The following is a 21,441-nucleotide window of genomic DNA, read 5'->3' on the forward strand; positions in this document are numbered from 1 at the left end:
ATGCCAGCCGAATGATCACCGTGCCTGCCTAAACCGGCGGCACGAGATTGCGACCTTCCGTCGCGATTGGCCCAAGTTCCAGATTGGGATCAATGGCTTACGAGATGTGAACGGCATGGCATGCTTCTTGCGATTCTTCCGCCGCAGACCGCCGGCCGCCTTGGCTGTGAAGCACGTCTGCGTCAGGGAGATATTACCTCATGCTTACTCGACTCACTCAGGAATTAACGGCGCCATTCAGCCGCCGTCGCTGGCTGGCTGCTGCTGCCGGCCTGGCGCTCGGCGTCGCCGGCTTCGGCCCGGCCATGGCTGCCGACGACACCATCAAGATTGGTGTTCTGCATTCTCTGTCCGGCACCATGGCCATCAGCGAAACCACGCTGAAGGATACGATCCTGTTTCTGATCGACGAACAGAACAAGAAGGGCGGCGTGCTCGGCAAGAAGCTCGAGGCCGTCGTCGTCGATCCCGCGTCGAACTGGCCGCTGTTCGCCGAGAAGGCGCGCGAGCTGATCACCAAGAACAAGGTCGCGGTCGTGTTCGGCTGCTGGACCTCGGTGTCGCGCAAGTCGGTGCTGCCGGTGTTCAAGGAACTCAACAGCATCCTGTTCTACCCGGTCCAGTACGAGGGCGAGGAGAGCGAGCGCAACGTGTTCTACACCGGTGCGGCGCCGAACCAGCAGGCGATCCCGGCGGTCGACTACCTGATGAAGGAAGAGAAGGTGAAGCGTTGGGTGCTGGCCGGCACCGACTACGTCTATCCGCGCACCACCAACAAGATCCTGGAAGCCTACCTGAAGTCGAAGGGCGTGGCTCAGGACGACATCATGATCAACTACACGCCGTTCGGTCACTCCGACTGGCAGACGATCGTGGCCGACATCAAGAAGTTCGGTTCGGCCGGCAAGAAGACCGCGGTGGTCTCGACCATCAACGGCGACGCCAACGTTCCGTTCTACAAGGAGCTCGGCAACCAGGGCATCAAGGCCAAGGACATCCCGGTCGTCGCGTTCTCGGTGGGTGAGGAAGAGCTCGCCGGCATCGACACCAAGCCGCTGATCGGCCATCTCGCCGCCTGGAACTACTTCGAGTCGATCAAGACCCCGGCCAACGAGAAGTTCATCAAGGATTGGCAGGCCTATACCAAGAACCCGAAGCGCGTGACCAACGACCCGATGGAAGCGCACGTCATCGGCTTCAACATGTGGGTGAAGGCGGTCGAGAAGGTGAAGTCGACAGATGCGGACAAGGTCATCGACGCCCTCCCTGGCACCGAGGCCCCGAACCTGACCGGCGGCGTGTCGAAGATGCTGCCGAACCACCACATCACCAAGCCGGTGTTCATCGGCGAGATCAAGGGCGATGGCCAGTTCAGCGTCGTCTACAAGACCAAGGATCTCGTCCCGGGCGACGCCTGGTCGAAGGAGCTCGAGGGCTCCAAGGACCTGATCGGCGACTGGGTCGGCAAGAAGTGCGGCAACTTCAACGTCAAGACCAACAAGTGCCTGGGCTCGGGCAGTTGAGATCGATCTGACGTCCAAGTCACGACTGGAGAAGGCGGTGGATAGCGCCGCCTTCTCACTTCCTCCTGCCGGGGTTGTCCAGTGCCTGCAATTGTTCGCGCGATTCTTCGTCGCATTCTTCTTTCTATTGTCCTGATTGCCGTGGCCGCGCCTGCATTCGCGGCCAGCTTCGAAGAGTCCGTCGCCAAGTTCGCCAATGACGATTTCTCCGACACCGATGATGCGGTGGGCGAGATCGCCGTGTCGGGCAATCCGCTGGCCTATCCGATCATCAGCGCGCTGCAGGATGAGCGGCTGATGTTCGATGCCGACACCAAGAAGGTCTATGTCAAGCAGACCGACGGCAAGATCATCGATGCCGCCACCGGCGCCGCCGTCGACAGGCTGCCCGACAACGCCGCGGCGGTCAGCCTCAACAACCGCCTGCGCCGCAGCGTCGACGCCGCGTTGGGCGGCCTGACCCTGCTGTCGCCGGACGTGAACACGCGCCTGTCGGCCGCCAAGTCGGTGTTCAAATCGCATGACGAGGCGACGCTGCCGACGGTGGAAACGGCGCTCGCCAAGGAAGCCAATCGTTCGGTCAAGCAGGCGCTCGCCGAAGCCCGCGCCGCAATTCTCCTGTTCAAGTCCGATGCCAGCGAGGTCGACAAGCTCGAAGCGGTAGCCACCGTGAAGGCGCGCGGCGACCAGGAGGCGCTGGCGCTGCTCACCGAGATCAGCAGTGGCGATCAGCCCGCAAGCGTCGCCAAGGCCGCGGCAGGTGCCATCGCTTCGATCCAGAGCTCGCTCGCGATCTGGTCCGGCGTGCAGAATGCCTGGTACGGCCTGTCGCTCGGCTCGGTGCTGCTGCTGGCCGCCATCGGGCTTGCCATCACCTTCGGCGTCATGGGCGTCATCAACATGGCCCATGGCGAGATGGTGATGCTCGGCGCCTACACCACCTTCGTGGTCCAGGAGGTCATCCGCACCAGCTATCCGGCGCTGTTCGACTACTCGCTCTTGATTGCCGCGCCGCTCGCCTTCCTGGTGGCCGGAGCCATCGGCGTGCTGATCGAGCGCACCATCATCCGCTTCCTCTACGGGCGGCCGCTCGAGACGCTGCTCGCGACCTGGGGCCTCTCGCTCATCCTGCAGCAGGCGGTGCGCTCCGCGTTTGGCCCGACCAACCGCGAGGTCGGCAATCCCTCCTGGATGAGCGGTGCGTTCGAGCTCGGCCAGATCACCATCACCTATAACCGGCTCTGGATCCTCTGCTTCACGATGGCCGTGTTCGCGATCCTGCTCGCGATGCTGCGCTACACCGCGCTCGGTCTGGAAATGCGCGCCGTGACGCAGAACCGGCGCATGGCGGCGTCGATGGGCATCGCCACCTCGCGCGTCGATGCGCTGACCTTCGGGCTGGGGTCGGGCATCGCCGGCATCGCCGGCGTGGCGCTGTCGCAGATCGACAATGTCAGCCCCAACCTCGGCCAGAGCTACATCATCGATTCCTTCATGGTCGTGGTGTTCGGCGGGGTCGGCAATCTCTGGGGCACCCTGGTCGGCGCCTTCACGCTCGGCATCGCCAACAAGTTCCTGGAGCCGGTGGCAGGCGCCGTGCTCGGCAAGATCGCGATCCTGGTCCTGATCATCCTGTTCATTCAGAAGCGCCCGCGCGGCCTGTTCGCGCTCAAGGGCCGGGCGGTGGAAGCATGATGCCGCATATGCTGACGAGGTCGCTGGACCGCGCCGCGACCATCTTCGTGCTGATCGTTGCCGCCTGCGGCATCCTGATCCCGCTGTCCAACCTGCTGCTGCCGGCCGGCTCGGCGCTGCAGGTGCCGACCTATCTGGTCGCGCTGTGGGGCAAATATGTCTGCTACGCGATCCTGGCGCTCTCCATCGACCTGATCTGGGGCTATTGCGGCATCCTCTCGCTCGGTCACGGCGCGTTCTTCGCGCTCGGGGGCTACGCGATGGGCATGTATCTGATGCGCCAGATCGGCACCCGGGGCGTCTATGGCAATCCGATCCTGCCGGACTTCATGGTGTTCCTGAATTATTCCAAGCTGCCCTGGTACTGGCACGGCTTCGACATGTTCTGGTTCGCAGCTTTGATGGTGCTCGTGGTGCCCGGCCTGCTCGCCTTCTGCTTCGGCTGGCTCGCCTTCCGCTCGCGCGTCACCGGCGTGTATCTGTCGATCATCACCCAGGCGATGACCTACGCGCTGCTGCTCGCCTTCTTCCGCAATGATTTCGGCTTCGGCGGCAACAACGGCCTGACCGACTTCAAGGACATCCTCGGCTTCAACGTCCAGGCGGAAGGCACCCGCGCCGCGGTGTTCGCACTGAGCTGTCTCGCGCTCATTCTCGCGTTCCTGATCTGCCGGGCCGTCGTGTCGTCGAAACTCGGCAAGGTGCTGATCGCGATCCGCGACGCCGAGTCGCGGACGCGCTTCCTCGGCTATCGCGTCGAGTCCTACAAGCTGTTCGTGTTCACGCTGTCCGCATGCATGGCCGGCGTCGCCGGTGCGCTGTATGTCCCGCAGGTGGGCATCATTAATCCGAGCGAGTTCGCTCCGGGCAACTCGATCGAGGCCGTGATCTGGGTCGCAGTCGGCGGCCGCGGCACGCTGGTCGGCGCTGCGCTCGGCGCCGTCGTCGTGAACTACGCCAAGACGTTCTTCACCTCGGGCGTGCTGGCACCGTACTGGCTGTTCATGCTCGGCGCATTGTTCGTGCTCGTCACCCTGCTGCTGCCCAAGGGCATCATCGGCACGTTCAATACGTGGTGGGATCAACTCAGCACCAAGACGCCCAACGCCGAGAGCGCCGCCCGCGAGGACGGCGTCACCGAACCCAAGATGGCGGAGTGAGCGCATGAACGTGATGGATACCCGCGCGACGTCGTCGCTGCTCTATCTCGACGGCGTGCACGTCTCCTTCGACGGCTTCCACGCCATCAACAATCTCTCGCTGACGCTCGAGCCCGGCGAGATGCGCGCCATCATCGGCCCGAACGGCGCCGGCAAGACCACGATGATGGACATCATCACCGGCAAGACCAAGCCCGACGAGGGCACGGTGCTGTTCGACGGCAAGACGGATCTCACCCGCCTCGACGAGACCCGCATCGCCGAGCTCGGGATCGGCCGCAAGTTCCAGAAGCCGACGGTGTTCGAGAGCCAGTCGGTCGAGCACAATTTGCTGCTCGCCCTCAACGTCGACCACAGCGTCAAGGGCACGCTGTTCTGGCGCGGATCGAGAAGCGAAGCCGAGCAGATCGACAAGGTGCTCGAAACCGTGCGGCTCAAGGACCTCAGGCGCAAGCTCGCCGGCAGCCTGTCGCATGGCCAGAAGCAGTGGCTGGAGATCGGCATGCTCTTGGCGCAGGACCCGAAGCTCCTGCTGGTCGACGAGCCGGTGGCCGGCATGACGGACGTCGAGACGCATCAGACCGCCGAGCTGCTCAAGGAAATCAACAAGGATCATACCGTCATGGTCGTCGAGCACGACATGACCTTCGTTCGCGAGCTCGGCGTCAAGGTCACCTGCCTGCACGAGGGCACGGTGCTGGCCGAGGGCACCATCGATCAGGTGTCGTCGAACGAGCGGGTGATCGAGGTCTATCTGGGCCGTTAGTCGGCCGGCGAATAGCGAATGACGAGTAGCGAATAGGGCAAGGGACGATGACGCAGAGAATTCAATCTATTCGCCATTCGCCATTCGCCATTCGCCCATCAGCGGCCGGAGGTCGCTGATGCTCACCGTCGACAACATTAACCTCTATTACGGCGCCGCCCAGGCGCTGCGCGGCGTCTCGATCGCGGCGGAGCCCGGCAAGGTCACCTGCGTGCTCGGCCGCAACGGCGTCGGCAAGACCTCGCTGCTTCGGGCGCTGGTCGGGCAGTATCCGCTGGCCTCCGGCACCATCACCTTCGACGGCGCCGACATCACCCATCTCAAGCCCTATGAGCGGGCGCGCAAGGGCATCGGCTTCGTGCCGCAGGGCCGCGAGATCTTCCCGCTGCTGACGGTCGAGGAGAACCTCAAGACCGGCTTCGGCCCCCTGAAGCGCGCCGACCGCAGCATCCCCGATGACGTGTTCTCGCTGTTTCCGGTGCTCGAATCGATGCTCGGTCGGCGCGGCGGCGATCTCTCCGGCGGCCAGCAGCAGCAGCTCGCGATCGGCCGCGCCATGGTGATGAGGCCAAAGGTCCTGCTGCTGGACGAGCCGACCGAGGGCATCCAGCCCTCGATCATCAAGGACATCGGCCGGGCGATTTCGTATCTGCGCAATCTCGGCAACATCGCGATCGTGCTGGTCGAGCAGTATCTCGACTTTGCCTGCGAACTCGGCGACAACTTCGCGGTCATGGATCGCGGCGCGGTAAAATTTACCTGCACCCGCGCCAACCTCGATCCAGCCGAGATCAGCCGCCAGATGGCGCTCTGATCATCACGTAGCTTCTCGACGCGGACTCGCCCCGCGTCTGGTCCCAGGGGGAGGGGATCGATGCGGGCCGATCCCGCCAACGCCGCCGCCGACATCTTCGAGGCCAACCGCGCCCGCGGCGCGGTGCGCTTCGACGTGCGGCTGCAGGACGGCATGACGCGGCGTCATCATCTGCATGAATCCGGCTCGCTGCGGGTGCGCTTTCCCTCGCCCGAGGACGACGGCCTCTCGGCGATGTTCGTCAACACCGCCGGTGGCATCGCCGGCGGCGATCGTTTCGCAATCGAGGTCGCGGCCGGCGAAGGCAGCCGCGTGACGCTCTCGAGCGCCGCAGCGGAAAAGGTCTACCGCGCGGCCGGAAAGCCGGCGGACCTCGACATTGCGCTGACGGCCGCGGCGAACGCGCACATCTCCTGGCTGCCGCAGGAGACCATCCTGTTCGACCGCGCCCGTATCCATCGCCGGATCGACATCGACCTTGCCGATACCGCCTCCCTCCTGCTCTGCGAGATCGTCGTGTTCGGGCGCACAGCCATGGGGGAGACGATGCGGGAGGGCGAGTTCGTCGATCGCTGGCGGGTGCGGCGCGGCGGTAAGCTCGTGTTCGCCGAAACGATCCGCCTCGACGGCGACATCGGCGCAAAGCTTGCGCAGCCCGCCATCGCCAAGGGCGCCGCGGCGATCGGGACCGCGCTGATCGTGCCCGGGGACGCCGCGCTGGTCGAGCGCATCAGGGAGAGCCTGCTGGCCTTCCGGGGAGAGGCCGGGCTGTCGGCCTGGAATGGATTTGCAATGGCGCGCCTCTGTGCCCAAGATGCCGCGAGTCTGCGCGCCGACATGATGGCGGTGCTCGGCTGTGCTTCGAATAAACCGCTGCCGCGGCTGTGGCTCAACTAGACGTTTACAAACCGACGATTACCAGAAGACGATCACCAGAGAGTCCGCATGAACCTGTCTCCCCGCGAAAAGGACAAGCTCTTGATCTCGATGGCGGCCATCGTGGCCCGCCGCAGACTCGAGCGCGGCGTCAAGCTGAACCATCCCGAGGCGGTCGCGATCATCTCCGATTTCATCCTGGAAGGCGCGCGCGACGGCCGCACCGTGGCCGATTTGATGCAGGCCGGCGCCCAGGTCCTGACCCGCGACCAGGTGATGCTCGGCATCCCCGAGATGATCCATGACATCCAGGTCGAGGCGACGTTTCCGGACGGCACCAAGCTCGTCACGGTGCACGAGCCGATCCGGTGAAGCGAGCCCAACTCTTTCGGTCGTCATGCCCGGGCTTGACCCGGGCATCCACGCTGTTCGATCTGAATGGAAAAACGTGGATGGCCGGGACAAGCCCGGCCATGACGCAGTGGAAACCTGCGAGGTAAATCATGATCCCCGGCGAACTCTTCATTCAGGACGGCGACATCGAGCTCAATGCCGGCCGCAAGACCGTGACCCTTTCGGTTGCCAACACCGGCGACCGGCCGATCCAGGTCGGCTCGCACTACCACTTCTTCGAGACCAATCCGGCGCTGAAATTCGACCGGAAAAAAGCGCGCGGCATGCGCCTCGACATAGCGGCCGGCACGGCCGTGCGTTTCGAGCCAGGCCAGACCCGCGACGTGCACCTGGTCGCGCTCGCCGGCAAGCGCACCGTCTACGGCTTCCGCGGCGACGTCATGGGCAAGCTGTAGACGATGCTGACCGGATTACGCCTCGTCTCCGAAGCCGCCGAACTGGCGGCGCGCCGTCACGCCGGCCAGCAGCGCAAGGGCCGCGACGAGGAGCCTTACATCAATCATCTCGCCGAGGTCGCAAACATCCTGTCGGCGGTCTGCTACGGCGAGGACGCCGAGCTCGTCGCGGCCGGCTGGCTGCACGACACCATCGAGGACACCGACACCACCCACGACGAGCTGACGCAGCGCTTCGGCCCGCGCGTCGCCGGGCTGGTGGAGGAGGTCACCGACGACATGACCCTGCCGAAGAGCGAGCGGCGCGCGGTCCAGGTCATCGCGGCTCCCGGCAAATCGGCTGGTGCCAAGCAGATCAAGATCGCCGACAAGATCAGCAATATCCGCGCGCGCATCTTCTTCGAGCCGGACCTCGAGCAGCAGCTGGAGCTGCTGGAGTATCTCGGCTGGGCCGAGCAGGTCGTCGCCGGCTGCCGCGGCGTGAACGCGCGGCTCGATGCGCTGTTCGACGAGACGGTTGCCAACGCGCGGGGGACGCTGTGAGCGGTTCGCCAGCGTCTCGAAATCAAGACAAGCAGAGCTGAGTGGGGGCCATCGATGTCCGTCAAGATCAAGCGTTCCGTCTATGCCGACATGTTCGGCCCGACCACCGGCGACAAGGTCCGGCTCGCCGACACGGACCTGATCATCGAGGTCGAGAAGGACTTCACCACCTACGGCGAGGAGGTGAAGTTCGGCGGCGGCAAGGTGATCCGCGACGGCATGGGCCAGTCGCAGGCGACCAACAAGCAGGGCGCCGCCGACACGGTCATCACCAATGCGCTGATCGTGGATCACTGGGGTGTCGTGAAGGCCGACGTCGCGATCAAGGAAGGCATGATCTCTGCGATCGGCAAGGCCGGCAATCCGGACATCCAGCCCGGCGTGACCATCGTGATCGGCCCGGGCACCGACGTGATCGCAGGCGAGGGCAAGATCCTCACCGCCGGCGGCTTCGACAGCCACATCCACTTCATCTGCCCGCAGCAGATCGAGCACGCGCTGATGTCTGGCGTCACCTCGCTGCTCGGCGGCGGCACCGGCCCGTCGCACGGGACCTTCGCGACCACCTGCACGCCCGGCCCGTGGCACATCGGGCGGATGATGCAGTCGTTCGATGCCTTTCCGGTGAATCTCGGCATCTCCGGCAAGGGCAATGCGTCGCGCCCGGCCGCGCTGGTCGAGATGGTCAAGGCCGGCGCCTGTGCGCTGAAGCTGCACGAGGACTGGGGCACGACGCCGGCGGCGATCGACAATTGTCTCTCGGTCGCCGACGACTACGACGTCCAGGTGATGCTGCATTCGGACACGCTCAACGAATCCGGCTTCGTCGAGGACACCATCAAGGCCTTCAAGGGCCGCACCATCCACGCCTTCCACACCGAAGGCGCGGGCGGCGGTCATGCGCCCGATATCATCAAGGTTGCCGCCCTGAAGAACGTGCTGCCGTCGTCGACCAATCCGACGCGGCCGTTCACGCGCAACACCATCGACGAGCATTTGGACATGCTGATGGTCTGCCACCATCTCGATCCGTCGATCGCGGAGGACCTCGCTTTTGCCGAGAGCCGCATCCGCAAGGAGACGATCGCGGCGGAAGACATCCTGCACGATCTCGGCGCGCTCTCGATGATGTCATCGGATTCGCAGGCGATGGGCCGGCTCGGCGAGGTCATCATCCGGACGTGGCAGACCGCCGACAAGATGAAGAAGCAGCGCGGCGCGCTGCCGCAGGACAAGGGCAAGGACAACGACAATTTCCGCGTCAAGCGCTACATCGCCAAATACACGATCAACCCGGCGATCGCGCATGGCGTGTCGAAGCTGATCGGGTCGGTCGAAAAGGGCAAGCTCGCCGACCTCGTGCTGTGGTCGCCCGCCTTCTTCGGCGTCAAGCCGGACTGTGTCATCAAGGGCGGCACCATCGTCGCGGCGCCGATGGGCGATCCCAACGCCTCGATCCCGACGCCGCAGCCGGTGCACTACCAGCCGATGTTCGGCGCCTTCGGCAAGTCGCTGACGGCATCGTCCGTGATCTTCACCTCGAAGGCGGCCATCACCGGCGGGCTCGCCCGCAAGCTCGGCCTTTCGAAGAAGCTCTACGCGGTGCAGAACACCCGCGGCAGGATCTCGAAGAAGAGCATGATCCACAATGACGCGACACCCAACATCGAGGTCGATCCGGAGACCTATGAGGTGCGCGCCGACGGCGAGCTCCTGACCTGCGAGCCGGCCGAGGTGCTGCCCATGGCGCAGCGCTACTTCATGTACTAAGCTTCCGCCCGGTACCAGAACCAGAAAAGTACCGGGAGGACGTGTTCGTGATCTATGTCGTTGCCACCTTGACCATCAAGCCCGAAACCCGTGCGGAATTCATCGCCGCTGCGACCGCCTGCATTGCGGGGACCCGCAAAGAACCCGGCAATATCGCCTATGATTTGCATGAGAGCGTCACCGATCCGAGCAAGATGGTGTTCGTCGAGCAGTGGGAGAACGCCGAGGCCTTGGTGCCGCACCGCGCGACCGAGCACATGAAGACGTTCGGGCGCGTCGCGGTCAAATGCATGTCGGCCCCGCCGAAGATCGAGATCATCACGCCTGAGAAGGTCGATGTCCGCTGAGCGGAAAAAGAGAATGAGGGTTTCAGCATGATCCGCGCGACACGCGTGTTTGGGCAGCATCGTTGGAACGAGGCTGCCGCCGATTCCGTCCTGCTCGATTTCGACGACCGGCATCGGCGGCGGCTGGCCATGACCGGAACGCGCGGGTTGGAGTTCCTGCTCGACCTCGAGCACGCCACCGCACTGCGCGGTGGCGATGCGCTGGTGCTGGAGGACGGCCGGCTGATCGAGGTCGTCGCGGCGGCCGAGCCGCTGCTCGAGATCCGCGCCGCCGATCCGCATCACCTGGTGCGGCTGGCCTGGCACCTCGGCAACCGGCACCTGCCGACGCAGATCCTGGCCAAGAGCCTGCGCATCCGCCGCGACCACGTGATCGAGGCCATGGTCAAGGGTCTCGGCGCGCGTGTCATCGAGATCGAGGCGCCGTTCGATCCGGAAGGCGGTGCTTACGCCGAGCCGAGCCATGCGCATGGCGATGATGATCATGATCACCACGGGCACGATCATCACGATCATGCCGGGCACGATCATGCGCATCACGGCCATGACCACGGCCACGCGCATGATCATCACGTGCATGACGAGCACTGCGGCCATGACCATCACGATCACGGTCATTCCCATGCTCACGAGCACAAATGAGCCGGAGCTTCGGCCGGCCTCGATCAGCGCCGCGGATTCGGCCGCGCTGTATCGGCTGCTGACGTGGCTGTCGCCGGCGTTTCCGATCGGCGGCTTCTCCTATTCGAGCGGCATCGAATGGGCCGTCGAGGCGGGCGACATTGGCGATGCGGCGGGGCTGCGCGGCTGGCTTGCGACGATGCTGACCAATGGCTCCGGCTTCTGCGATGCGGCTTTCCTCGCGCACGCGTATCGCGCGGTCGAGCTGGACGACAGGACCAGCCTCCGCGAGGTGGCCGAGCTCGCGGCGGCTTTCGTACCGTCGCGCGAACGTCAGCTCGAAACCACCGCGCAGGGCCGTGCCTTCGTCGAGATCGCACGGTCAGCCTGGAACAGCGCAGGTCTCGACGAGGCGGTGGCGCAATGCGAGACGATCGTCTACCCGGTCGCCGTGGGGCTGGTCGGCGCGCTTCATGGCGTTCCTCTGGCGGCCCTGCTGCACGGCTTTCTGCACGCGGTCACGTCGAACTGGATTTCCGCCGGCAGCCGTCTCGTACCGTTGGGGCAGACCGACAGCCAGCGCGTGCTCGCCGCATTGGAACCTGTCGTCGCCGCGACGGCGGACCGCGCTCTGCTCGCCTCGCTCGACGACATCGGCGGCGCAACATTCCGCGCCGATCTCGCCAGCCTTCATCACGAGACGCAATATACAAGGCTGTTTCGGTCGTGATGAAGCGGGGCAAGGGTTGCTCCGATCACGGCCCCGCGCGGTCGCGCGAACGATAGAAGGGTAGATGACATGGCATCGTCTCACGGTCCGCTCCGCGTCGGCGTCGGTGGCCCAGTCGGGTCCGGCAAGACTGCGCTGATGGATCTCCTGTGCAAATCGATGCGGGAGAACTACGACATCGCCGCGATCACCAACGACATCTACACCAAGTGGGACGCGGAGTTTCTCGTTCGCTCGGGATCGCTGACCCCGGATCGTATTGCCGGCGTGGAGACCGGCGGCTGTCCGCACACCGCGATCCGCGAGGACGCGTCCATGAACCTCGCAGCCGTGGCCGACATGCGCGCGAAGTTTCCTGGGCTCGACTTGGTGTTGATCGAATCCGGCGGCGACAACCTCGCGGCAACGTTCTCGCCGGAACTGGCCGACATCACGATCTATGTCATTGACGTTGCGGCGGGCGACAAGATCCCGTCGAAGGGCGGGCCGGGTATCACCCGCTCCGACCTTCTGGTGATCAACAAGATTGACTTGGCGCCCCATGTGGGCGCTTCTCTGGAGAAGATGGAGACGGATGCCAAGCGCATGCGCGGCGCACGGCCCTTCGTCATGACCAACCTGAAGAAGAGCCAGGGGCTTGACCGGATCATCGGCTTCATCGAAGCCAAGGGTGGTCTCAAGCCGTCGGCGTGAGCGCGGGGACTGATCTGCGTCGCACCGTTCTTCGTTGCGCGAGGTATCTGCTGCAACGGCAGACGCAAAAAAGCCTCAACCGGCCGGAACAACTTGAGCCCCTGGGTGTTGCCTCGGCCCGGGGTGCGCCTTGCTCCAAGGCGTCTCGGCGGCCGATGAACGGCCGGTATCCTGGGATCGCTTTCCGCTGATCGCTCCGATCGCTCCCGTCGCCCCGAGGTGCGTCCTTGAGTTGCAGGCCCGGTTATTGGATGACTCGTCTCCTTCGCCACCAACCCTTTACCTCAGAGTAAACGAGTGCTCCGGCTGGGTGTCATCATCGGCTTGATCGCGCTGCTCGGGACGGCGCTATCCGGCTTGGCTGCCTACCGCGTACACGACCAGGAGCTGGCGCTCGATCGCATTGCGCTGGCTCGCGCCATCGACGTCCATGCCAGCCTGGTGCAGGACCGGCTGACCGAACGTGAGCTGCTGGCCCGGGTGGCCTCCGGGCTGTTCCGCGCTCCCTCCGTGATCAAGGCCAATATGCTGGAGCCGCTGCGATCGTCGATCTACGCGTTCAAGACCGACTTCGTGGTGGCGTCGTGGATCGCACGGCTGCGGCCGGATGAGTTTTCCATTGCGCAAGCCGAGCTGCGCCAGGCCGGCTTCCCGAATCCGACCATTCGCAATTTCGATGACACGCCGCTGGGGCCGAACGTCGATCGTCCGTTGGACGTTCTGATGGATCTCGAGCCACGCAATGCCGAGACCTCCAGGCTTCCCGGTATTGCCCTCGACCGGCAGCCGATTGTCGGACCGATGCTCGCGCGGGCCATGGCTGAGGGCAAGCCGGTTGCATCCGATCCCACTCCGCTGGTGCGGAGCGATGGTCCGATCGGGATCGTGCTGGCAGCCCCGGTCGTCCCGCAAGGCGCCACTGCACCGGCGGGCTTCGTGACCTTTTCGTACGAGATCGGGCCGCTGCTGCTTACCAATGACGATCTGTCGTTGTTCTCGGTGGCGTTGAAGGACCCGCGCAACGCGTCGGACGAGCTGGTTGCCAATGATCAGGGGGCGGTGACGAGCCGGACCCGCGGGCCGGACGATCCTGCTCCGTCGTCGACCCGCACCGTGGCCTTCGGCAATCACGACTGGTCGTTGGTCTATTACGCCAAGAGCAATGCGGTCCGGCGTGCGCAACAGACCGCGGCGATCGTCGGCGTCATCGGGATGGCGCTCACCGGCATCATCTGCGGCCTGTTCGGCTACGTCGCCTACAACAATCTGCGCCTGAGCCGCGAAATCCAGGTGCGGATCGGCTTCGAGCGCCGACTGACGGCGGTCATCGACGAGCTGAACCACCGGGTCAAGAACATCCTGGCGGTGATCCAGTCCATCGTGACGCGAACGCTGCGTCATGGCAGCGACATGGACGTCGCGCGCGAGCTGCTGATCGGGCGGATCCATGCGATGTCGAACGTCGTCACGCTGCTCAGCGAGAGCCAGTGGCAAGGCGTGCAGCTGCGCGGGCTGTTCGAAGCTCGCGCCATCCCGCATGCCGAGAGGATTGCGGTCAACGGACCCGACATCACCGTGAGCGCGCGTGCCGCGCAGAGCCTTTCGCTGCTGTTCTTCGAACTCGCCTCGCACTCGGACGAGGGCCTCTCGCTGGTGGGAAAGCACCCGCACATCACCGCCAGATGGGAGGTGACGGGCGAAGAGCCGAATGCCGTCTTCCACTTCCGTTGGGAGGAATTGAATACCAGTGAAGCGACGCGGCGGCCCGACAGCGATTTCGGACTGATCCTACTCGATCGCGTTGCGCCGGAAGCACTCGGTGGCACGTCAAAACGCTTCTTCACCGAGGCGAGCTATGTCTATGAGCTGACCGCTCCGATGGAGACCGTCATCGACATGACCGAGCGCGACCGCACCGAGCAGTTCTCCGCGCCGGTGCATCCGCCGCGATAGCTCGCCGGGCTCGTCAGTGAACAGGATATCAAGGCGCACGATGCCCGGCGAAACTGTTCAACAACAACAAGTTCAACAACAAGAAGAGGCGGCTCTTTCGGGAGCCGCCTCTTTGCTGGCTTGTTTGCGACGGCTTGGCTGATCAGCCGCCGCTGCCGCCGATCACCGCCCGCACGGTTTCGTCGGGGCCGAAATCCTCGGCGCCTTCGACATAGAGCAGCGCTGCCAGCTTCGAGCGCGCGCGGTTCACGCGGCTCTTGATGGTGCCCACCGCGCAGCCGCAGATCGCTGCCGCATCCTCGTAGGAGAAGCCCGATGCACCGACCAGGATCAGTGCCTCGCGCTGGTCCTGAGGCAGCTTCTCGAGTGCCGCACGGAACTCCTCGAACTCAAGATGCGCGCCCTGCGAGGGATGCGTCTTGAGCGTCTTGGCGTAGTTGCCTTCGGCATCTTCCACTTCGCGCCGGCGTTTGCGGTAGTCGGAGCGGAACAGGTTGCGCAGGATCGTGAACAGCCAGGCAGGCAGATTCGATCCCGGTTGGAACGAGTCGATGTTGGCCAGCGCCCGGAGCAGGGTTTCCTGCACCAGGTCGTCGGCGCGATCGCTGTTACCACTTAAGGAAATCGCAAATGCGCGAAGGCTGGGGACGGCCGCGAGGATATCGTCCCGCAAGGAATCAGTGAGAGGCATTCACTCCCTCCCGTCGGTTTGGTCGTTGGATCCCCCGCCGTTTTCCACGTGGGACTGTGCTGCCGGCGCATCAAGCTTCCGCACCAACTCCGCGAAGCGGTCCGGCACTCCCTGACGGACGACGTCGTCGTACATCGCGCGGAGTTGATGACCGATCCTGGATTGAATTTCCGCGTTCAGTCCGCCGGGCTTGCGCGGTGCCGCATTCTTGCTGGCTTGAGACTTTACATCTTTCATGACCTTTTCCACGTTTCCCCGAGAGTTAAGTCCCTGAAGCTTCAAGAATTATTCTCGCCACCGAGAGGGTCTGCCGGGAACTAATGCGACGGGGCGACAAAAGTTCCACGGGTTTGGGGAACTTTTCGTCGGTTCGGGCGTAATCAGCCCATGATGGAACCCGGGCGGGAAGCCCAGATGACCGAATGGAGTGGGGATGAGCCGATCACAGCTTGTTGCTGAACATTTGCCGCTGTTGCGCCGGTATGCGAGGGCCCTCACCGGCAGCCAGGGTTCCGGAGACGCCTATGTCGGAGCGATGCTCGAGGCCCTGATTCAGGATCCGGCTCTGCTGGACGAGCGCTATGGACCGCGGGCTGCGCTGTTCCGGCTGTTCACGCAGATCTGGAACTCGGTGGCCCTCAACGACGACGCCGAAGTGGCGACCCTGCCGATGCCGCCGGAGCGGCGGCTCTCCAACATCACGCCCTTGCCACGCCAGGCCTTCCTGCTGCTCTCGCTCGAGGGTTTTCCCGAGGAGGAAGTGGCCTTCATCCTCGATATCGACGTTGCCGAAACCCGCCGGCTGGCGGATGCCGCCGGACGGGAGCTCGCTGCCGAAATCGCTACCGATGTGCTGATCATCGAGGACGAGACTTTCATCGCGATGGACCTCGAGAGCCTGGTCAAGAATCTCGGCCACAACGTCATCGGCGTGGCGCGAACCCATGCCGACGCGGTGGCTCTCGCCAAGAACAAGAAGCCCGGTCTGATCCTGGCTGATATTCAGCTCGCCGATGGTTCGTCCGGCCTGGATGCCGTGAACGAGCTGCTGCGCACCTTCGAGGTTCCGGTGGTCTTCATCACCGCCTATCCGGAGCGCTTCCTCACCGGTGAGCGGCCCGAGCCGGCGTTCCTGATCTCCAAGCCGTTCCAGCCGGCCATGGTGTCGGCAGTCGCCAGCCAGGCTCTTTTCTTCCAGCGCAACTCGCGCAACCGGATGCCGAAGCCGGCGGCCTGATCAGGTCACGGTGTACGATGTCGTCCCGGCGCGTTCGTCATGGAGCGCGCCGGCTTCGTTTGTAGCCCCAACAACAAAGGGCGAGATCAGCAGCCGCGGCAGACGCCGTCGAGCCGTGCCTTTAGCACCGCGTCGTTCGGCTTGGTCTCTCGGAACTTCAACCTGTTCTCGTCGAGCTGGAAGATTTCAGACGTCCGCCGCGGCGCGAAGACGATTGGCACGAGAAAGGTCAGATCACCATCCGCCAGCTCCGGCGGCGGTGGAGCAAATGGCTGGGCTCGCTCGACCATGGCGACCGCTTCCCGGTCGAGCGCCGGATCGCCAGTCGTTTCCGCCAGCACGGCTGAGATGAGATGACCCTCGCGGTCGATGTGAAACAGGACCTTGGCTGTTCCGCCCTCGCCCGAGGCCTGCAACGGGTAGCGGCGCTGAATCTTCAATTGCGCGACCAGACTCTTGATCCAATTGTCCCTGGCGCTTTCGGCAGCTCCAATCGCAGGAAAGAGGCCTACGAGAGCCAGAGCCAATCCAATCCCCCGCCATACGCCGACGCTATCCAACGTGCTCAGCATTTCGTCCCCACGCGCGGACCATGAAGTCAGCCGCGCCGCTCCAACATATACCTCAGACGAAATGGGGATAAAGCGCCGCGACGGGTGGGCGGAGATCTGACCGGTAGTGCTGGATCAGAAAAGAATGCGGGGCACCGCCGGCATCACCACGGCAGTGCCCCGCGTCGCCGGTCAATGGGGCAGGGGGAATAACCGGCTGCCGAGATGACGCGTGACCCGAAAAGTCGTTCCGTGTGAGACCGAATTTTTTGACGCCATAAAGCTGAAGAATGTCGCCGCAGTTTACACACGGTTAAGTGATTTGCCCAACCGAGAACCCGGTTCCTGCGACTTACGTTGGTATGCCGATCGCCTTGCGGCGAGGGGAGCAGAGACATGTCGCAGACCAAGAAAGTTGTCGTTTTGGGTTCGCTTGCGGCTTCCGCCATGCTCGTAGGCGCAATGCAACTGGCTTCCGGCCATGATCTTGGCGCCGGCCTGGCGGTTCAGAACACCACTCGCGAGACGATCGTCGCAACAGCGAATGACGTGAACCGGGCCGCCAAGTCTGACCGCGCCAACCAAAACGGTACTGCGGCGCCGTCACAGACTGTGTCGATCAAGCTGGCTGCTTTCGCGGAGACCTCCTTCCTGGTGCGGCTCCCCGTCAACCCCACGGGTGTAAGCGCGGGCTCCCCGCCGTCGCCGCAGGGATCGCAGCTCATCACCACCGGCAACGAGAGGGCCGCCAAGCACCCGGTGGCCTGCGAGCCGTCGGTGTCGGTGCTGACGGAGATCGCCAAGCGCCTGCAACCGGGACGGTGTGTGACTTAGCTACAGCAGCGCCGCGCCCGGTCCGAGGCGTAAGCAGTCGATCAACGCCGGGCAATGACGGTCAGGGCAGCCCTCACTCCGCAGGCGTTTGTTCTTCCGCCGCTTGGCGGCTGACCATGAATCCGAGCGCCAAACCGCCGACAGCCAGAATGGGAATCAGCCGTTTGATGCCGATCATGCGGACGATCTGCAGGCCGCTCGCCAGCAACATCGGGTCTGCAAAAGCGGACTGGACTGCCGACCGCGCCGTTTCCGCGGTCCGCGCGGCACGGATCGCGATCGCGCGCTTGCGCGCCATGTAGCTGATTGCGGCGATCAACGTCACCACGAAGAAGATGGCGGCACCGGTGAGGCACGCGGCCACGAGCCCGTATCGATTCAGCACGGCGACGAAAGCTGCGGCGCACAGAAAGCTCGTGGTGACGAACAGTCCGACCGCTGCAGCGATCGCGAGCGACGTGAGCCGAACGGCATGCCCGGTCGATTCCTGGAAGTCCGCAATCAGGCGCTGCAGCATGTCATTACCCTCGGCGTCTCATTCATCTGCGCAGCAAACTCAAATCGGCGCCGAAGACGCGGCGCCGAAACAAGACAAGCCTCTGGATTTCAGGGGCCGCCGCTTAGCGTCTCCAAGCGGCGCCGATGAGGAATCCAAGTCCGAGCGCAAGACCCACGGTGGCAAGTGGGCGATGGGAGATCACGTCCTCGAGGCGCTCCTCGAGTGAGTTTGCGGCATCCTGGGCTGCACCAAACATCGCGGTGCCCCGCTCGGACATGTCGTCGAACGTCTGGTCCACGTTGTCGCGTGCCTGGCGATAGCCGCTGCGGGCCTGCTTGCTGGCCTGCCCGGCGAAAGCATTGAGCGCATCGGTGATCTGTTCGGTGAGGGCTGCGATATCGTTTTTCACGGCGTGGACATCCTTCTGCAGGCGTTCGTAGTTCGCTTTGTCGACGAGATCCTTCAGGGCGGTCTCACCGTCAGTCGGTGGCATGGCAAGCTCCCGGAGCAAGGTGATTGCGTCTGCTCGACAAACGCTGGGTCTCGGCCGAAGTTCCGACGGTGGAAACCGAATTAGTCTGCCGGCAGTTGCGGCGAATCGTCCGGAAGCAGGTGCTCCTTCACGATGAGGGCGACGATCAGGAGCGGCGAGGCGAGGAAGGCTCCCATCGGGCCCCACAGCCAGGTCCAGAATGCCAGCGCGATGAACACCGCGAGTGCGTTGAGCGCAAGGCGCCTGCCGATGATGGTCGGCGTGACGAAGTGGCCTTCCATGAAGGTGATCACGGCGAAGATGGCGGGCGCGACCATGCCGGCGCTCAAGGTCGGGAATGCGATTGCGCCGACCAGGACGAGCACCGCGAACATGGCGATGGGCCCGATGATGGGGATGAAGTTCAGCGTCGCCGCAAGCGCCCCGAGGCCGGCGGGATTGGGCATGCCGGCGATGGCGCAGGCGAGACCGGCCGCAATGCCGACACCGGTGTTGATGAGCGTCACCGTCAGGAGGTAGTTGCCGAGGTGCAGCTCGAGCTCGTTGAGGATGCGGAGCGTCCGCAGCCGGACCTCGTGATCACCGAAGGTCATGATCAGCGCCCGCCGTAGATCGCGCCAGCTTGCGATGAACAGCACGAGCGTGGCGAAGAACAGTAGGAATTCGGTGAAGGTCGGCGACAGGAATTCGATCGTCGGCTGAACCCAATCGAATTTGGGCAGCTCCAGGCTGGCCGAGGCCGGTGCGCTTCCGCCGCCGATGGCCGCCTGCATTTCGTGCCACAGCGCCAGCGGCCGATCGAAGACGTGCAGCTTCGACTTGAGCGTGGCGGCAAGCTCGGGAAGGCGATTGGTCCAGTCCAGCACCGGCGCCGAGATCAGGCCGATGATGAAGGCGAGCCCTGCCGCAACCGCGAGCACGATCAGCACGGCGCCCACACCGCGCGGCACGTGGAAGCGTTCGAGAAAGTTGGCGGCCGGCGACAGCATGGTGCCGACCACGAAGGCCATCACGATCGGGAGAAAAAATCCACGGGCGACATAGAGGACACCCGTCACGCAGACGGCCGTGAGGATGATGAGAGCGATGGCGACGACGTCAACCCGTCTGATCACGGGAGGTAATTCTTGGCGACTTTCATTCGGGGCTGAATCGTCGTTCCCGCTGGCGAGCAGCCGCTCGGTGGGAAGTACACGCACCATGAATCTCCCGATCGAGTCGTTCGCGCACAGCTCGCGTGGCTTGTCATCCAACAGCCGGGGGGCCATCCGGTTCCGTCGCGCAAACGTGAGAGCTCACACGCTTGACTGACGCAGGGCGACCACACCGAAGCCGGAACTACGACGAGACGTTCGGCGTTTGGAAGGTAATCACGCATCGCACCGCGATGCTCGCATGACAGGGGCATTCCATGACACAGCTCGCTTCCGGCCATCGCCGCAATTCGCGGCGGACGGCTTCGCTGATCGCCGGCGTCGCGGTCCTCTTGCTCGCAGGTGCAACTGCATCTCACGCCCAGATTCTCGGATATGCGCCGGTCAAACAGCAGGCATTTCCGCCGGACGAGGCGACGGCATCTGCGGTGGAGCAGGATGAGGACAGCCGGCTGCCGGACCGTCTGCGCCGCACGATCGTCAACCTCGATACGCGGGAAGCGCCGGGGACGATCATCATCGATACGAGCAACACCTATCTGTACTACGTGCTCGGCGGCAGCCGTGCGTTGCGCTACGGCGTCGGCGTCGGGCGCGAAGGCTTCACCTGGGCCGGCGTGCAGACCGTGACACGCAAGGCGGAGTGGCCGGACTGGCATCCGCCGGCGCAGATGATCGCGCGGCAGCCCTATCTGCCGCGTTTCATGGCCGGCGGCCCGGGCAATCCGCTCGGCGCGCGGGCCATGTATCTCGGCTCCAGCGAGTATCGCATCCACGGCACCAACGATCCCACGACAATCGGCAAATTCGTGTCGTCGGGCTGCATCCGCCTGACCAATGAGGACGTCTCCGACCTGTTCAGCCGGGTGCAGGTGGGGACGAAGGTCGTCGTGCTGCCGAAAGCCGCCTCGCTGCAGGCGCGCACCAATGCCGGCCGTGCGCCGCGCGTGACGTCGCTGCCGTCGGGGCGGCAGGCGATGTCGCTGCCGGTTGCGGCCGTCAACTAAGCGGGGAGTTGTGTCATGAACGGCCGACGTGCCCTCGCTGCCACCGCAGTGGCAACCATGGCAACCGCGGGCGCGTTGGCAGCGCCGACCACGGCGGGAGCGCAGGATTTTATCTCCGCGCTGTTCGGCGGCTTCAATGCGCCGCAGCGCCAAGCGCCCTATATCCGGATGCCGTTCGCCGACGAGGCGCCGCCGGTGCAGCGTCCAGCGCCGCGCAGCCAGCCGGTCTATTCCGGTGGCGGCAGCACCGCGTGGTGCGTGCGCACCTGTGATGGCCGCTATTTCCCGCTCGGCGCCACCGGTGACCAGAGCAAGGAGGCCGCCTGCAACAGCTTTTGCCCGGCGGCCAAGACCGAGATCGTCTATGGCAGCTCGATCGACGGCGCCGAGACGGATGGCGGCAAGCCGTATTCGGCGCTGCCCAACGCATTCAAGTATCGCACCGAAATCGTCGACGGCTGCACCTGCAACGGCAAGGACCATTTCGGCCTCGCCAAGGTGTCGATCGCCAACGATCCGACCTTGCGCAAGGGTGACGTCGTTGCCAGCGACGACGGCCTCAAGGTCACCAACCGGACCAGCAGCGGCAAGCGCGCCGAGCTGAACTTCTCGCCGGCGCCCGCGGCGCTGCGCGCGAAGTATGAGCGCGCGCCGGTGATGGCGTCCGACTGATCC

At 64.5% G+C, this 21,441-nt stretch carries 25 protein-coding genes; 19 read left to right on the forward strand and 6 right to left on the reverse strand.

What is annotated here, in order from left to right; all coding sequences use genetic code 11:
* Nucleotides 1-200: 200 nt before the first annotated feature.
* From urtA to QX039_RS24660, 15 genes are all read left to right on the forward strand, one after another.
* Complete coding sequence (gene urtA / locus QX039_RS24590; protein WP_315734602.1) at nt 201-1,523, forward strand: urea ABC transporter substrate-binding protein; 1,323 nt, start codon at nt 201-203, stop codon at nt 1,521-1,523.
* 132 nt (nt 1,524-1,655) lie between these two features.
* The gene (gene urtB / locus QX039_RS24595; protein WP_409998892.1) at nt 1,656-3,218 is read left to right on the forward strand and encodes an urea ABC transporter permease subunit UrtB; all 1,563 of its coding nucleotides are present in this window, start codon (nt 1,656-1,658) and stop codon (nt 3,216-3,218) included.
* The gene (gene urtC / locus QX039_RS24600) at nt 3,215-4,378 is read left to right on the forward strand and encodes an urea ABC transporter permease subunit UrtC (protein WP_315734598.1); all 1,164 of its coding nucleotides are present in this window, start codon (nt 3,215-3,217) and stop codon (nt 4,376-4,378) included. Before urtB ends, urtC begins: the two co-directional genes overlap by 4 nt.
* Nucleotides 4,379-4,382: 4 nt before the next feature.
* Nucleotides 4,383-5,144 (forward strand): urea ABC transporter ATP-binding protein UrtD, encoded by a 762-nt coding sequence (gene urtD / locus QX039_RS24605; RefSeq protein ID WP_315734596.1) that lies wholly within the window; start codon nt 4,383-4,385, stop codon nt 5,142-5,144.
* 118 nt (nt 5,145-5,262) lie between these two features.
* Complete coding sequence (urtE, locus tag QX039_RS24610; RefSeq protein WP_315734594.1) at nt 5,263-5,958, forward strand: urea ABC transporter ATP-binding subunit UrtE; 696 nt, start codon at nt 5,263-5,265, stop codon at nt 5,956-5,958.
* A gap of 60 nt (nt 5,959-6,018) precedes the next feature.
* A complete protein-coding gene (locus tag QX039_RS24615; protein ID WP_315734591.1) occupies nt 6,019-6,855 on the forward strand; it encodes an urease accessory protein UreD in 837 nt (278 codons plus the stop codon).
* Nucleotides 6,856-6,903: 48 nt separating this feature from the next.
* A complete protein-coding gene (locus QX039_RS24620; RefSeq protein ID WP_315734589.1) occupies nt 6,904-7,206 on the forward strand; it encodes an urease subunit gamma in 303 nt (100 codons plus the stop codon).
* Between the two features lie 131 nt (nt 7,207-7,337).
* Complete coding sequence (locus QX039_RS24625) at nt 7,338-7,643, forward strand: urease subunit beta (RefSeq protein WP_315734586.1); 306 nt, start codon at nt 7,338-7,340, stop codon at nt 7,641-7,643.
* Between the two features lie 3 nt (nt 7,644-7,646).
* Entirely contained in the window at nt 7,647-8,186 is a 540-nt protein-coding gene (locus QX039_RS24630) for an HD domain-containing protein (RefSeq protein WP_315734584.1), read from the forward strand.
* A gap of 54 nt (nt 8,187-8,240) precedes the next feature.
* On the forward strand, nt 8,241-9,956 hold the full coding sequence (gene ureC / locus QX039_RS24635; RefSeq protein WP_315734582.1) for an urease subunit alpha: 1,716 nt from the start codon (nt 8,241-8,243) through the stop codon (nt 9,954-9,956).
* Nucleotides 9,957-10,003: 47 nt separating this feature from the next.
* Nucleotides 10,004-10,303 carry a putative quinol monooxygenase gene (locus QX039_RS24640; protein WP_315734580.1) on the forward strand — a complete coding sequence of 100 codons (300 nt, stop codon included), beginning with the start codon at nt 10,004-10,006 and terminating at the stop codon, nt 10,301-10,303.
* 27 nt (nt 10,304-10,330) lie between these two features.
* Nucleotides 10,331-10,945, forward strand: a complete 615-nt coding sequence (locus tag QX039_RS24645) for an urease accessory protein UreE (protein ID WP_315772611.1) — start codon at nt 10,331-10,333, stop codon at nt 10,943-10,945.
* Nucleotides 10,926-11,654, forward strand: a complete 729-nt coding sequence (locus tag QX039_RS24650) for an urease accessory protein UreF (RefSeq protein WP_409998891.1) — start codon at nt 10,926-10,928, stop codon at nt 11,652-11,654. Before QX039_RS24645 ends, QX039_RS24650 begins: the two co-directional genes overlap by 20 nt.
* A 69-nt stretch (nt 11,655-11,723) precedes the next feature.
* The gene (gene ureG / locus QX039_RS24655; RefSeq protein WP_315753407.1) at nt 11,724-12,347 is read left to right on the forward strand and encodes an urease accessory protein UreG; all 624 of its coding nucleotides are present in this window, start codon (nt 11,724-11,726) and stop codon (nt 12,345-12,347) included.
* Between the two features lie 297 nt (nt 12,348-12,644).
* The gene (locus QX039_RS24660) at nt 12,645-14,300 is read left to right on the forward strand and encodes an HWE histidine kinase domain-containing protein (protein WP_315772608.1); all 1,656 of its coding nucleotides are present in this window, start codon (nt 12,645-12,647) and stop codon (nt 14,298-14,300) included.
* 142 nt (nt 14,301-14,442) lie between these two features.
* On the opposite strand, the gene QX039_RS24665 is transcribed toward QX039_RS24660, so the two are convergent.
* Together QX039_RS24665 and QX039_RS24670 are read right to left on the reverse strand one after the other, a co-directional pair.
* Entirely contained in the window at nt 14,443-14,991 is a 549-nt protein-coding gene (locus tag QX039_RS24665) for a sigma-70 family RNA polymerase sigma factor (protein WP_006612137.1), read from the reverse strand.
* The gene (locus QX039_RS24670) at nt 14,992-15,228 is read right to left on the reverse strand and encodes a NepR family anti-sigma factor (protein ID WP_315734569.1); all 237 of its coding nucleotides are present in this window, start codon (nt 15,226-15,228) and stop codon (nt 14,992-14,994) included.
* A 196-nt stretch (nt 15,229-15,424) separates the two neighbouring features.
* Here QX039_RS24670 and QX039_RS24675 point away from each other — a divergent pair, with 196 nt between their 5' ends.
* Complete coding sequence (locus QX039_RS24675) at nt 15,425-16,228, forward strand: response regulator (protein ID WP_315713838.1); 804 nt, start codon at nt 15,425-15,427, stop codon at nt 16,226-16,228.
* 86 nt (nt 16,229-16,314) lie between these two features.
* Here QX039_RS24675 and QX039_RS24680 read toward each other — a convergent pair whose 3' ends face one another.
* A complete protein-coding gene (locus QX039_RS24680) occupies nt 16,315-16,755 on the reverse strand; it encodes an energy transducer TonB (RefSeq protein WP_315772607.1) in 441 nt (146 codons plus the stop codon).
* 420 nt (nt 16,756-17,175) lie between these two features.
* On the opposite strand from QX039_RS24680, the gene QX039_RS24685 reads away from it, so the two are divergent.
* Nucleotides 17,176-17,613 carry a hypothetical protein gene (locus QX039_RS24685; RefSeq protein ID WP_315734565.1) on the forward strand — a complete coding sequence of 146 codons (438 nt, stop codon included), beginning with the start codon at nt 17,176-17,178 and terminating at the stop codon, nt 17,611-17,613.
* Nucleotides 17,614-17,686: 73 nt separating this feature from the next.
* Here the strand turns inward: QX039_RS24685 and QX039_RS24690 are convergent, their stop codons facing one another.
* The 3 genes from QX039_RS24690 to QX039_RS24700 all read right to left on the reverse strand — a co-directional run bounded on the left by QX039_RS24690 (nt 17,687) and on the right by QX039_RS24700 (nt 19,804).
* Nucleotides 17,687-18,130, reverse strand: a complete 444-nt coding sequence (locus QX039_RS24690) for a hypothetical protein (RefSeq protein ID WP_315772605.1) — start codon at nt 18,128-18,130, stop codon at nt 17,687-17,689.
* A gap of 103 nt (nt 18,131-18,233) precedes the next feature.
* The gene (locus tag QX039_RS24695; protein ID WP_315734561.1) at nt 18,234-18,605 is read right to left on the reverse strand and encodes a YqjD family protein; all 372 of its coding nucleotides are present in this window, start codon (nt 18,603-18,605) and stop codon (nt 18,234-18,236) included.
* Between the two features lie 80 nt (nt 18,606-18,685).
* Nucleotides 18,686-19,804 carry an AI-2E family transporter gene (locus QX039_RS24700; protein ID WP_315772604.1) on the reverse strand — a complete coding sequence of 373 codons (1,119 nt, stop codon included), beginning with the start codon at nt 19,802-19,804 and terminating at the stop codon, nt 18,686-18,688.
* Between the two features lie 212 nt (nt 19,805-20,016).
* On the opposite strand from QX039_RS24700, the gene QX039_RS24705 reads away from it, so the two are divergent.
* The gene (locus tag QX039_RS24705) at nt 20,017-20,766 is read left to right on the forward strand and encodes a L,D-transpeptidase (protein WP_315772603.1); all 750 of its coding nucleotides are present in this window, start codon (nt 20,017-20,019) and stop codon (nt 20,764-20,766) included.
* 15 nt (nt 20,767-20,781) lie between these two features.
* A complete protein-coding gene (locus tag QX039_RS24710; protein ID WP_315772601.1) occupies nt 20,782-21,438 on the forward strand; it encodes a DUF2865 domain-containing protein in 657 nt (218 codons plus the stop codon).
* Nucleotides 21,439-21,441 lie beyond the last annotated feature (3 nt).

The sequence above is a fragment of the Bradyrhizobium sp. SZCCHNR1043 genome, assembly GCF_032489675.1.
Taxonomy (GTDB): domain Bacteria; phylum Pseudomonadota; class Alphaproteobacteria; order Rhizobiales; family Xanthobacteraceae; genus Bradyrhizobium.